At 34.5% G+C, this 12,337-nt stretch carries 14 protein-coding genes; 1 reads left to right on the top strand and 13 read right to left on the bottom strand.

All coding sequences use genetic code 11. The features are described from left to right. Nucleotides 1-4: 4 nt before the first annotated feature. From DU508_RS09120 to DU508_RS09110, 3 genes are read right to left on the bottom strand one after another with little or no spacing between them, the layout of a single operon-like run. Complete coding sequence (locus DU508_RS09120; RefSeq protein WP_115402490.1) at nucleotides 5-238, bottom strand: cytochrome b5 domain-containing protein; 234 nt, start codon at nucleotides 236-238, stop codon at nucleotides 5-7. Beyond that, nucleotides 238-918 carry a lycopene cyclase domain-containing protein gene (locus DU508_RS09115; RefSeq protein ID WP_115402489.1) on the bottom strand — a complete coding sequence of 227 codons (681 nt, stop codon included), beginning with the start codon at nucleotides 916-918 and terminating at the stop codon, nucleotides 238-240. Before DU508_RS09115 ends, DU508_RS09120 begins: the two co-directional genes overlap by 1 nt. Continuing rightward, nucleotides 919-1,449 carry a hypothetical protein gene (locus tag DU508_RS09110; protein WP_115402488.1) on the bottom strand — a complete coding sequence of 177 codons (531 nt, stop codon included), beginning with the start codon at nucleotides 1,447-1,449 and terminating at the stop codon, nucleotides 919-921. Between the two features lie 319 nt (nucleotides 1,450-1,768). Here DU508_RS09110 and DU508_RS09105 point away from each other — a divergent pair, with 319 nt between their 5' ends. Next, on the top strand, nucleotides 1,769-3,250 hold the full coding sequence (locus tag DU508_RS09105) for a phytoene desaturase family protein (RefSeq protein WP_115402740.1): 1,482 nt from the start codon (nucleotides 1,769-1,771) through the stop codon (nucleotides 3,248-3,250). An 843-nt stretch (nucleotides 3,251-4,093) separates the two neighbouring features. Here the strand turns inward: DU508_RS09105 and DU508_RS09100 are convergent. The 10 genes from DU508_RS09100 to DU508_RS09060 all read right to left on the bottom strand — a co-directional run bounded on the left by DU508_RS09100 (nucleotide 4,094) and on the right by DU508_RS09060 (nucleotide 12,128). Further along, complete coding sequence (locus DU508_RS09100; RefSeq protein ID WP_115402487.1) at nucleotides 4,094-4,624, bottom strand: RNA polymerase sigma factor; 531 nt, start codon at nucleotides 4,622-4,624, stop codon at nucleotides 4,094-4,096. A gap of 133 nt (nucleotides 4,625-4,757) precedes the next feature. Next, nucleotides 4,758-5,774 (bottom strand): UDP-N-acetylmuramate dehydrogenase, encoded by a 1,017-nt coding sequence (murB, locus tag DU508_RS09095; RefSeq protein ID WP_115402486.1) that lies wholly within the window; start codon nucleotides 5,772-5,774, stop codon nucleotides 4,758-4,760. Nucleotides 5,775-5,854: 80 nt separating this feature from the next. Beyond that, nucleotides 5,855-6,295 (bottom strand): hypothetical protein, encoded by a 441-nt coding sequence (locus DU508_RS09090; RefSeq protein WP_147273603.1) that lies wholly within the window; start codon nucleotides 6,293-6,295, stop codon nucleotides 5,855-5,857. 183 nt (nucleotides 6,296-6,478) lie between these two features. Then, nucleotides 6,479-7,345: a CPBP family intramembrane glutamic endopeptidase gene (locus DU508_RS09085; RefSeq protein ID WP_115402484.1), complete on the bottom strand. Its 867-nt coding sequence runs from the start codon at nucleotides 7,343-7,345 to the stop codon at nucleotides 6,479-6,481. Nucleotides 7,346-7,373: 28 nt separating this feature from the next. Further along, nucleotides 7,374-7,772, bottom strand: coding sequence for a CPBP family glutamic-type intramembrane protease (locus DU508_RS24305; RefSeq protein WP_158542143.1), 399 nt, complete (start codon nucleotides 7,770-7,772; stop codon nucleotides 7,374-7,376). Between the two features lie 119 nt (nucleotides 7,773-7,891). After that, the gene (locus tag DU508_RS23800) at nucleotides 7,892-8,065 is read right to left on the bottom strand and encodes a hypothetical protein (RefSeq protein ID WP_158542142.1); all 174 of its coding nucleotides are present in this window, start codon (nucleotides 8,063-8,065) and stop codon (nucleotides 7,892-7,894) included. Nucleotides 8,066-8,067: 2 nt separating this feature from the next. Beyond that, nucleotides 8,068-8,268, bottom strand: a complete 201-nt coding sequence (locus DU508_RS09075) for a hypothetical protein (RefSeq protein WP_115402482.1) — start codon at nucleotides 8,266-8,268, stop codon at nucleotides 8,068-8,070. A gap of 101 nt (nucleotides 8,269-8,369) precedes the next feature. After that, on the bottom strand, nucleotides 8,370-8,681 hold the full coding sequence (locus DU508_RS09070; RefSeq protein ID WP_115402481.1) for an HTH domain-containing protein: 312 nt from the start codon (nucleotides 8,679-8,681) through the stop codon (nucleotides 8,370-8,372). Between the two features lie 78 nt (nucleotides 8,682-8,759). Continuing rightward, a complete protein-coding gene (locus DU508_RS09065) occupies nucleotides 8,760-10,916 on the bottom strand; it encodes a peptidase domain-containing ABC transporter (RefSeq protein WP_115402739.1) in 2,157 nt (718 codons plus the stop codon). Nucleotides 10,917-10,976: 60 nt separating this feature from the next. Then, nucleotides 10,977-12,128, bottom strand: coding sequence for an HlyD family secretion protein (locus tag DU508_RS09060; protein ID WP_115402480.1), 1,152 nt, complete (start codon nucleotides 12,126-12,128; stop codon nucleotides 10,977-10,979). Nucleotides 12,129-12,337 lie beyond the last annotated feature (209 nt).

Here is a 12,337-nt window from a genome sequence, read left to right as displayed (position 1 = left end):
TTATTTAAATGACACGACCAATTGGCACAAACTTTTCAAAAACTGCTTCGGTATGCGGCGCATCAGGAAGTTCATCAGTCAAATCCTGGCCAGCCCAATGTTCATAATGTTTGCCATTTCGCCACAACCTGCTGTCGGTCATATCATAAATTAACCCCTTGTAAGCAACCCAAATCTGTGGTTTGTCTTGCCCGTTTCTCAACGCCAGTTGTTGTTTGGTATAACCAGGCAAATCCATTAATTAACCTTTTTACTTTTAAAAAATTCGTATAAATAAACATTCATCAACAACAATCCCATTAAATAGAAATGATCTTCAAAAGGAATGGTTCCAATGCTGAAATTGAGGTTTTCATTATTGTTATAAATAACAACAGGAATGGCAGTTAAAAAACCATTAACAATATAAAAAGGAATCAGCGATACCAAATAAGCCCGGTAAAACTTGTACATAAACCTAAATTTATGATTGAAATATTCTACTGCAAATAACGCGGCGAATAAAAAACCAAAGTTGATTAAAGTGTACCACTTACTGTAACCAAAAAACAAAATTGCGATACAAAGCCCCAATAGGGTGTTGCTTAATGCCAAACTATATCTCTGTAAGTTGTTATTGGGGAAATAAGCATTTAAACATTCATAAATAAAAATACAGGCATAAGGAACCGTTAAAAAAAAGAGTATTTCTTCCAGCGGCAATCCCCACAAACTTAGCCCGATAATGTAATTTGAATTAAATGACCAGACATTTAATTTTACAAAAAGCAGATCCCATACTAAAAAAACCATACCTGTTATAAATATTGCAGGGATTACAAATCTCCACTTGCTGTAAAAATGTACTTTTTTATCAAATGATAAAACCAGGGGAAAGAAAATCACGGCAATATTGATTAACAGATAAGTATAGTTCATTTAGATATATTTCTTTAACATATTGATTTCCAATGGCGTACAGCGCTTGCTATCGATCATAAACCTGGCTACGTTTTTAATAAGTGTTTCATCGGCCGTTCCGAAATTACGATTTTGATAGTGTTTAATAATTTCTTTTTTATCGATAGTTAAATCCTTGCTGAAGCCCAAAAATCCTGGGGTATAATGTTCTATTGAAAAGCGCATGAAACGGATTTCCATATTCTCTTTATCCATATCGATGGCCTGTTGCATGGTTTTTAAAGAAATTTTCACATATTTTATCTTATGATACGGATTCCAGGAATGTTTGGCTTTTAAGGCCTCCAGTGTGCCTACATAGGCTGTGACTAGTGCGGTTTTATTGTGCAGGTTATTTAGCCGCTCATATATCGAATCGGTAAGCCTGGGGTTTTCAACAGCCTTAACCATATCAGCTTTTAAAACCGCAATTTCTCTGGGAGATAATTGAGCATAAGTGATGTTGATAAAAGCAGTAAAGAAGAGAAATAAAATGAGGAGTCTAATCATGTGTTCAGGCAAAGGTAATCAACTTTGTTTAATTGCAGAAACAATGCCAAGGGAGGAGAAGGGCCATTGTTTGGCCCAATTTCGGCACTGTCCTGAACGAAGTGAAGGCCTCCGAAGCAAGTATGAGTACAATTGAAAACAACATTATTAATGAATAATCTACTCGCGATGAAACAGCACTATAACATTTAAAAAACAAAGCCAACAACAAATCAAGTCCAATGCCTGTAGGTTAGGGATTTACTTCGCAGTCTTCACTGCGTTCAGAATGGCAAAATTTCCTGAAACAAAATCTCTAAAAAATCACTTTATTTACACAATGGATCAAAAACCCAAGGTTACTATTATCGGTGCTGGCTTTGCCGGATTATCTGCTGCAGCTTTACTGGCTAAAGATGGTTGTGATGTTACCATAATCGAAAAAAATGGAATGGCTGGCGGCAGAGCCAGAACCTGGGAAAAAGATGGTTTCATTTTCGATATGGGTCCGAGTTGGTATTGGATGCCCGATGTTTTTGAGAATTTTTATTCGCTATTCAATAAAACTACTGCTGATTTTTATGAGCTTAAAAGACTAAACCCTTCTTACAGAATCTATTTTGGCAAAAATGACACATTGGACGTTCCGACAACCATTGAGGATTTATATGCACTCTTCGAAAAAATTGAGCCCAATAGCAGTAAAAATTTAGATTCGTTTTTAGCTCAGGCGAAATACAAGTACGATGTTGGCATGAATGAATATGTTTTCAAGCCATCGCACAGTGTATTGGAATATTTTGATCCAAGACTGGCTATCAGTGGAATCAGACTCCAGCTTTTAGGCAATATGCGCAAACATGTGCACAAACTTTTCAAAAATGAGAAGTTAAGAAAGCTTTTGGAATTTCCTGTTTTATTTTTGGGTGCTACTCCGCAAAATACACCTGCATTGTATAGTTTAATGAATTATGCCGATTTGGTTTTAGGCACCTGGTATCCAATTGGCGGCATGCATAAAATTGTTTCGGCAATGCAAAAAATTGCAGAGGAACAAGGCGTGAAGTTTGTGTTTAACACGGAAGTAAAAAAAATTGAAGTCAAAAACAATATTGCTGAAGAAATCATTACCGATAAAGGAAATTTTAAAACTGATTTCGTGGTGGGCAATGCTGATTATCATCATATAGACCAACACCTTTTAGCGCAGCGCTATCGTAATTACGATGAAAAATATTGGCAAACAAGAACAATGGCGCCCTCCTGTTTGCTCTTTTATATTGGATTGAATAAAAAACTCGACAACATTCTGCATCATAATTTATTCTTTGATGAAAACTTTGATGAACATGCCGAAGAAATCTACACCAGCGCTAAGTGGCCCAATAAGCCACTGTTTTATGCCTGCTGCCCCTCTGTTACTGATGACAGCGTTGCTCCTGATGGATGCGAAAACCTTTTCTTTCTTATTCCACTTGCTCCCGGATTAAATGATAGCGATGAAAAAAGAGAAGAATATTTTAATTTGCTAACCAAACGGTTTAAGGATTTAACCGGAAACGATATCAGCAATCATATTCTTTTTAAAAGAAGTTATGCAATGAACGATTTTATTGATGACTACCATGCTTTTAAAGGAAACGCTTATGGTTTAGCAAACACTTTGAAACAGACTGCTTTTCTAAAACCCAGAATGAAAAGTAAAGTAACAAATCTTTTATATACCGGGCAATTAACCGTTCCAGGGCCCGGTGTGCCGCCTGCAATCATTTCAGGACAAGTGGCAGCAAAAGAAATAAAAAAAAAGTTAAAAAAAGCTTGACAAATTTAAAATTTCCCTTATCTTTATAACCACAAAACAAAAACACTGTTAAAAAACTTTAAAACGCATAATTGTTTGAGGTTTGCATTTGTTTCGAAATAAGAGAAAAGGCGAATTGTTGAAAGAAAAAATAAGAATCAACTAACCAAATATATGATAAGCAAATAAGGTCTGGATTTTCCAGACCTTTTGCTTTTACAAGGTTTTGGTTTTTTAGCTTTAGTGATCTTCACGCTGAAAACGCCGATTTTCACAGATCTTCAATTGGCTATTTTTATAACACTTTTCTTGAGATTGAAATCGACTTGCGAGGTTTAGTCGGGTTGAGCGTTAGGGAAACTTCGTCAGTCTGATGATTATAACATCGTGAGAATATTTCCGATCCTTCATTGATAATATTAGCTGCAATCTCCTATTTCAATCAGATTGTTCATCTTAACAGATTGCCACAGCCAGTGAAAAACTGGCCTCAGCAATGACGAGCCTATCATCTATAAATAAACCTTACAATTGCGAGGAGGAACGACGAAGCAATCTGTTTTGCCGTTTAATTTTATTACAGACATCGTAAAGAAGAAAGATTGCTACACTTCAAACGCTTTACCTGATCTACAAAAGACTTAATGACACTCAGAAAATAACGATAAAGCAATTTGATATACTGCAGGAGCAAATATAGACCCGATAGAATGGAAAGCCCGGAAGCATGAAATGCTGAGGACTTGAAATGATAGCGGGACCACACTAACCGAAGAGGCACTGCACATGCTCTCCTAAAAATTCAGGCATAAAAAAAAAGTCTCAACTTTTGCTGAGACTTTTTAGTTTTTCAATTGATGTGTTTTACGCCATTTCTGTAATGGCAATATCTTTTGAATAGGTTTTCAAATATTTTTTAAGGATTCCTCTTGCCACATGGATACGGGTTTTTACCGTTCCAATTGGAATTTGTAACATATCGGCAATTTCATGGTATTTATAGCCTTCAAAATAACGGATAAACGGCACATAATATTCTTCCGGCAATTGCGAAAGGGCTTTATCAATATCGCCTAAAACAAATTTACTTTCAGCTTGATTTTTGGTAGCACTGTAAGAAAGGTTTGCCGAAGAAATATCTTCACTTTGCGTAATCAAGGTATTTGTTTTTACTAACCGGCGATAATTGTTTATAAAGGTATTTTTCATGATGGTAAATAACCAACCTTTTAAATTCGTACCTTCTTTAAACTTATTGTAATAAGTGATCGCTTTCAGCATGGTATCCTGAACAAGGTCATTGGCGTCTTCTGCGTCTTTAGTGAAATTTAAAGCGTAAGATCTAAGCGATACCGAGTGATGATTAACCAGATGGTTGAATTCAAATTTTGTCATGATGTTTAGCTTTAGGGTAAGATTTAAAAAAATGAATGAATTGATGTTCATTCTTTTATACTTAAACAAACTTAATACCAATTTTTTTTGGCACGGCGACAAAACTCCGGAAGTTATTTGAAGCGCATTTTCGTCACAGAATATTTACTTCTCGTTCTAAAGTGACTCCAAAAGTAGACTTTACACTGTCTATTATTAGTTCAGAAAAATGGTACACTTCTGCGCCTGTTGCATTTCCATGGTTTACCAAAACCAGCGCTTGATTTTTCCAGGTACCTGTTTCTCCAACAATTTTACCTTTCCAGCCACATTGTTCAATCAGCCAGCCTGCAGCTAATTTAATTTTATCATCTGCTGTTGGATAATGCACCACATCGGGGTGTTTGCCCACAATATCTGCAAACTCATGTTTTTCAATTACCGGATTTTTGAAAAAACTACCGGCATTACCAATGGTTGATGGATCAGGAAGCTTACTTACCCGAATATGTGAAACCGCAGCTGATACATCGGCAATATCCGGATTTTCAATTCCCCTTTTTTGAAGCTCGGTTTCTATTGCACCATAAGAGGTATTAATTTTAGGTACTGATGATAAACGGAAAGTTACAGATGTAATGATGTATTGTCCTTTTAATTTGCCTTTGAAAATACTTTCGCGATAACCAAACTGGCAATCGGCAAAGCTGAATGTTTTAATTTCCCCCGTTCTGATTTCGAAAGCAGTGCAGCTTTCAAAAACATCTTTAAGCTCAACACCATAGGCACCAATATTTTGGATTGGAGATGCACCTACAGTTCCAGGAATTAAACTCAGGTTTTCAACCCCTGCAAAGCCATGCTCAACGCAATAGTTCACAAAATCGTTCCAAACCTCTCCTGCTCCGGCTTTTACATAAACATTTTGCCCTTCTGTTTGAGATTCAATTCCTTTGATACTGATTTTTATGATCAAGCCATCATAATCTTCAGTGAAGAGCACATTGCTGCCGCCACCAATGATTAAGATTTTTTGAGATTTTACCAGGTGGTTTTGAAACAGCTCTTTTAAATCATTTTCAGTAAATATTTCTGCGAAATAGGTTGCTTTTACATCTATGCCAAATGAATTATGAGGCTTTAGCGAAATATTTTCTCGAATTTGAAGCATATTGTTTTTGTGTTTGCGCACAAAAGTAACAAATAATAGATATACTGATACATCTAAAACCTGTTCGGATTTTCAGATAATTACTCCACAATCTCTGTGATATCTTTATTGAAATTAAAGCTTAGCTCTTCTGATTTCACATTTTTTATTTTAACACCTGATAATTTCCAGCCGATAAACCTGGGTTTGGTTTTTGTCAAATCAAGTAAGTGATATCGTTCCCTGGTTAGCGCAGCACTGATCAACCCCACACTATCTGATTCTCTTTGATCAAAATGCTCGATCTGACTTTCTAAAACCGCCAGGATTGAATCCAGTTCGTTTCCTTTTTTAATACTATCGGCGTAAGCTTTAGGATCAATGTGGTAAAGGCTATCTAATTTTGAATTCTCAAAATCCAGTTTCTGATCCGAACTTTCATATTTGGATTCAACGAGTGCTATTGCCCGGTCCTTATCCGTTTTTTTAGAGCAGGATAAAAAAGTAAGTATAAATAAAAATAGAAAAGAGCTTTTTTTCATCCGTATAAATTTGTTTTTAATTGTGATGAAGCTATCAGATTTATTCATACCACTGCGTGGTTTGAAAAATCATGATGGTTTCATATAGAAATTTAAAAAAACATATCAAGCTTCCTGCCAAAGAAGTTCGTTGCACGAAATAGCTTCGTTTAAAATAAACTAAAGCAGGTAAAACAAATACAGTTAATCTGGAATATCATTATAGCCAGAGTACATTAGCATTCGGAAATTTCTTTGTTTAAATAACCTGTAGACTGCAATAATACTGATTATTTGAAATACCAAACACAACATTGAGCCTTCAAAGCCAAAATCTCCTCCATTCCATATATTATTTTCCAACCGCTCTTGCATAAGAATTGATGGAAATTTAATACCACTAACACTAAAACCAAGAATTGTTCCCTGAAAGAAATTCCAACTGAAATGTAACCCGAAAGAGAACCAAAGATTTTTGGTGTAAATATAAAAAGAGCCCAGAAGAATGCCTGCTAAAAAAAGATTAACAAAAGATAAAGAATTAAGATATGGATTAGCAAAATGCATTAATGCAAATAATATAGCTGAAATAATAAGGGAAATAAATTTATTAAAGGAATTTAATAAATTATTTAACACATAACCTCGCATTAAAAATTCTTCGTTAAAACTAACGCACGCAAAAAAAACAATACTTAACAGGAAATTTGAAAAATTGCATTGTATGGTTTTCAGAAAGATTTGATTTGTAAAAAAAAGAATGGCAAAACCGAGGCACATAATGATAATACCTATTGCCAATCCGTAAAAAAAGCTTTTTTTATTAAATTTATTTAGTTGAAAAACATTGAATTTTTGTTTATCAACATATTTGTTAAAGGCCCAGATGACTAAAAAAGTACCTAAGACGGTAAATATAGCTATAACTACTTTTTGATAGATATTTATATCCCTGGGTTTTATAGAAACCTGTATCCCTAGAATTAGATAGGCCAGATATTGAAAGAACCCAACAACAAAAATATAGGGAAATAATATTTTTAAAACTCTTAGCCAGTCATAATTTTTCATTTAGTGGTTATATCTATTATCAAAAAAACTACCGAACAAATAAACAACCATATAAATTATAAGATGAATGCAAAATTATTGTTAACAAAACAGCAATGAATTCATTTTTCAATTTGTAAACTTTTAGATAAAAGGTATTCAATAATAATGCGTTAACAAATGCTGCCACTACATAAAGCCAATGATACCAATGAGCCTGTGAAAAAGCAAGTGACATTATAAGAATAATTATATAAGTATTTTTAATTTTTAACAGTTTAAGAAATCGATATAGAAAAAGCTGAAATATTAAAGTCTCAATTAATGGAGCAAAAAAAATCGCAATATAAAAAAATTCATTTTCAGAGATTTTGTCAAACTGATCGTTATTTAGTTTAAAAAAGACTACATTCAAATAGTTGAATATATAACCATTGATTATCTTCATGAATAGAAAAACAAAGAAATATTTCAAGATTTTCTTACTTTCTAACCCCACCTTTATCATTCTTAATAAAATGCAGGCTATTTAAGTATAAATAGCCTGCTAACTATTTTTTAAAAATATTATTTATAAACGCTTGCATTACCATAAGCCGGATTACTTCTTAGTGAGTTAGCTATATCATATGAAGCATGAGCAGTATATGAAATACAATACATTACATCATATATGAAATTGCCTATTCTCCCACCTTCAATTGCAATTTGTTCTTCTATTGTTAATTCTTCTAGTTTCATACCTAATATTTGTTATTATATGTCCCATTCCATCCGTCAGAAAGACCAGCTTTGACTGCTTTCCAGTTATCCATTATTTCATATGCTATTGCACCCCAAATCCCACCTTTAGCCCATGGTGGCAAGTTCCCCCCATCTATTACCACCATCTCCTTAGCATCCATTTCCTGAACGCCGAAATTTTCCAATTCTAATTTTTTCATAATTTAGTTTTTAAGTTTATCCCCTACTCTGTTACAGGCTTTTCGGTCTACGCCTTTTTTGTTGCAACAGTGCTAATTTACATTTGCCCACTCTATAAAAATTAGAGCGAATAAAAAAGTTGAAATTCATGTTCCAATTTTAAGCCTGCATTTATTTTTAACATATCGCTGGCAGAAAGATTTTTTAGAGAAAGTGAAGCCGAAATTTCATAATCTAGGGTATAATAGTAAGTTTCGAAACTACGGGAATAGGCAATGGGCACTTCCATTAAACGCAATTCTTCTATAAGTTGATAAAGCCTGCCTTTAGAAATATTTAAGCGTTTTGCCAGTTTTTCAGGCGTTCCTGTTTTTCGTTCCTTGATTAATTTATGTAATAGGTTAATCCGGTCTATATATTCAAATATCTTCATAATTGGTTTATTGGCTTCATTAGTATTGGTTTATTAGCTACAAACAGGTAATGGAATAAATTCAGCTGAACGAGCCTTTTAGCCGAACTGCTGCTTCCATAAATTACTATAACATCCGTTTGCCAAAATCATTTCTTCATGGTTACCTTCTTCCACTACCTTGCCTTTATCCAAAACAACAATTTTATCAGCTTTACAAATGGTAGTTAATCGATGTGCAATAATGATAACCGTCTTTTTTTGCTGTAATAATATTTCTACGGTTCGCTGTACGTATTGTTCAGATGTAGAATCGAGCGATGAGGTGGCTTCATCCAATATTAAAATTTCCGGGTTTCGGTATAATGCCCGTGCAATGGCAATACGCTGTTTTTGCCCGCCCGATAAGGTTGCTCCATTTTCCCCTAAATAGGTTTGAAAACCTTCGGGCAAAGCCTCTATAAAATTGATAATGCCGAGTTGGGTACAGATATCAACTATATGCTGCATATCTGGCTCGTAATCGCCAACGGCAATGTTATCAATCACATTACCCGCAAACAAATCGATGGTTTGTGGCACAACACTTAGCAAATTACGCAACGACTTATTATTGAGGTATTTAATGGCATACTTGCCGATATATATGTTTCCTTTTTGTATCGGATAAATATTCTGTAGCAATGCCATGAGGGTAGATTTACCAGAACCGCTTTCGCCAACAATGGCCGTGAACGTACCCGCTTTTATATTCAGGTTTAAATCTTTGAAAACGGTTATTCTTGTTCCATACCTGAAAGCCACCTGTTCAAATCGAATATCTCCAATCAACTCTTGTGTAAGCTCTACATCCGAGGCATCATTTTCTACCTCCAGATCCATTATTTCGAATAGTCTATCGGCTGCAATAACTGCATCTTGTATAACTCTGTTGGCACCAATTAATGAAGCTGCCGGACCTGTGAAATAGCCTATCAGTGTATAAAATGAAAATAATTCTCCCGGGGTAATCTGATTATCCAAAACATAACCAGCACCAACCCAAAGCAGCAAGATGGTTAATATACGGGATATCATTTCAGAAGATGTACCAGAAAAAACAGTGTTCGTTCCCGATTTATAAACTGTTCGCAGCAATTGAACAAATCGTGTTTCTGTTTTCAGATTGGTAAATTCTTCCAGTCCAAACCGCTTTATGGTTCCAACCGCATTTAAACTTTCTACCAATTGGCTTTCCAATTCGGCAGAATCTTCCATCAACCTGCGCTGTATTTTCTTGTTCAGTTTATTGGTAATAAAATAAACAAGTAAATAAAAAAGAATAACCGTCAACATAAGCAAAGCCAGTTTCCAGTAAAAGGTAAACATTAATGCAAAAGACAACAGTACAATGAATACATTTACAACCAGATTAATAGAAACATCGTTAATAAATGTTCTGATTTTTACGGCATCATTTACTCTTGATATTATTTCGCCAACCCGCATGGTATCAAAAAACTGTTGAGGCAGTTTTAACAGATGCTTGTAATATCCTAAAATTAACCGGGCGTCTATCTGTTGCCCGGTTCGCATGGTAAATATGGTTTTAACTGTGCTAATAAAGAGCTGGAGCAATAAAATGCCAATCATAATTAAACTCATTAAATTGAGCAGTTTCCGATTTCCATCAACTAAAACATGATCTGTTATTTTCTGCACAAAAATTGAGGTAGAAAGACCTAGAATGGTATAAACTAATGCCCCAAACAGTGCCTGCACCACAATGCTTTTATATGGCTGAATTAATTGCCAAAACCGAAAGCTATTGGCGACTTTTTCGTTTCCTTGCGTAAATCCTTTATCGGGTAAAAGAATCAATAAAACGTTTGTCCATTCTTCAGTAAATTCGATTATGGTTTTGCGGTGTATTTTTCCATCGCCCGGATCCATTACCTCAATATGTTTATTGGTAACTTTAAAAATTACCACATAATGCTGCAATTGCTTTTTAACCACAACATGCGCAATTGCCGGCAGGGGAATTTTATTTAAACTTTCTAAACTTCCCCTCACGCCTTTTGCTTCAAAACCCAGTTTGTTGGCGGCCTCAATTAAGCCCAAAATATTTGTTCCCTTTTTATCGGTACCCGCAAATTGCCTGATACGGGCAACAGGCATGTTTAATTTATAATATGCAGATACAGATGCCAGGCAAGCCGCACCGCAATCGGTAATGTCTCTTTGTTTTACTAATAAATTTGATTTTCGATACATGAAATTTAAGCTAATGAATTCAAAAGCTGCAATCATGAAGAGGATGTGAAAAGGGAGGTTTTATATTGATGGATTTAGCCAATCATCCATTTTATCATATAGTAGTTGATATAAACTTCTTCGGGTTATGGTAAAATGAGCACTTAAAGACATTCCTTTTTTAACCACACCCTTATAACCATTTCCAAGCTGTAGAAAATCTTTTTTTAATTTACATTTTACTTTAAAATATGGTGTCTGATTAACTAAAACCACATCTTCTGATATATCATAAACATTACCCGTGAGTAAACCCCATTGGTTATAATTAAATGCATCCACCTGAAAACGCACTTGCTGTCCTTTCTTAATCAAACCAATATCAGATGGCTTAATAAAGCAAATGGCGAGTAAAGCACTATCAGGAGAGATTTCTCCTATTTTTTGACCGGTTGAAACAAAAGAACCAGATTGCAAACCTGAAAGATTTTGAATGGTTCCTGAAATTTGTGCTGTTAAATTATATAGTTTTTCCTGTTCTGTAAGTTGAACATTTTGATTTTCCAATTCCTTTAACTCTTTACGATACTGATTAGATTCAGTTTGCCACTGAGTTTTATATTTTTTTGTTACCAACTTAAAGTCGGAAAGTGCTTGTTCATAATTAAATTTATATTGTTCGTATTCTACCTGAGTTACAACTTTTTTATTGAACAATAATTCGTATCTGTTATAAACTTTATGTGCCTGCTCGCAAGCATTAATTGCATTTTGGCTTTGTTCTTTATATTGTTGCCAGCTTGCAATGTACAAACCTGTTTGTAATGCCGGTTGCGTGCCATTGTTTAAATCAACCTGTTTTAACACAATAAGCGCATCTTTTAATAAACTCTTTAACTCGCCAACATGTGTTTTATTGATGATATGCTGTTTTTCGGGCAAAGAGGAGTCTATGCTTAAAAGCAATGCTCCTTTTTTTACTTGTTCATTATCGGCTAAATTAATTTGGGTAATTTTACCTGAAACTGGTGCAAGCAGTTCGGTTTTTTCAATATTACTTTGTAAAGAACCAATACCTTTTACGCTAACAGTGGTATAAAGAAACGGTAGCGCCCCTAAAGCCGTCAAAATAGCAAAAAGAGTTACGCTATAAATAATCTGAGAGCGTGTACGGGTTTGATGAAGAAAGATGAGGGATGTGTTAGCGACGTTTTTTTCAGATAGTATTGGCATTAATTCAAATAAGTACAATAATGATTAGGTTAGTTCTAAAAGCTCGTATTACCTTCTGTGAATAGAAGTTAAAGATCAAAATTTATTAAAAATTATCTACATTTTGCTATTTCAAGGATGAAATCATGCTTTTTAAGGATGAAATTTTAAAAATGATCTTGTTCTTAGTTTGAAGTCGCCTATATTTGCAACGTACGATTATACAATTT

The organism is Pedobacter chinensis (genome assembly GCF_003339865.1).
GTDB lineage: Bacteria > Bacteroidota > Bacteroidia > Sphingobacteriales > Sphingobacteriaceae > Pedobacter > Pedobacter chinensis.
The sequence above is the reverse complement of the archived record's forward strand: the minus strand, read 5'-3'. Positions and strand labels throughout refer to the sequence as shown.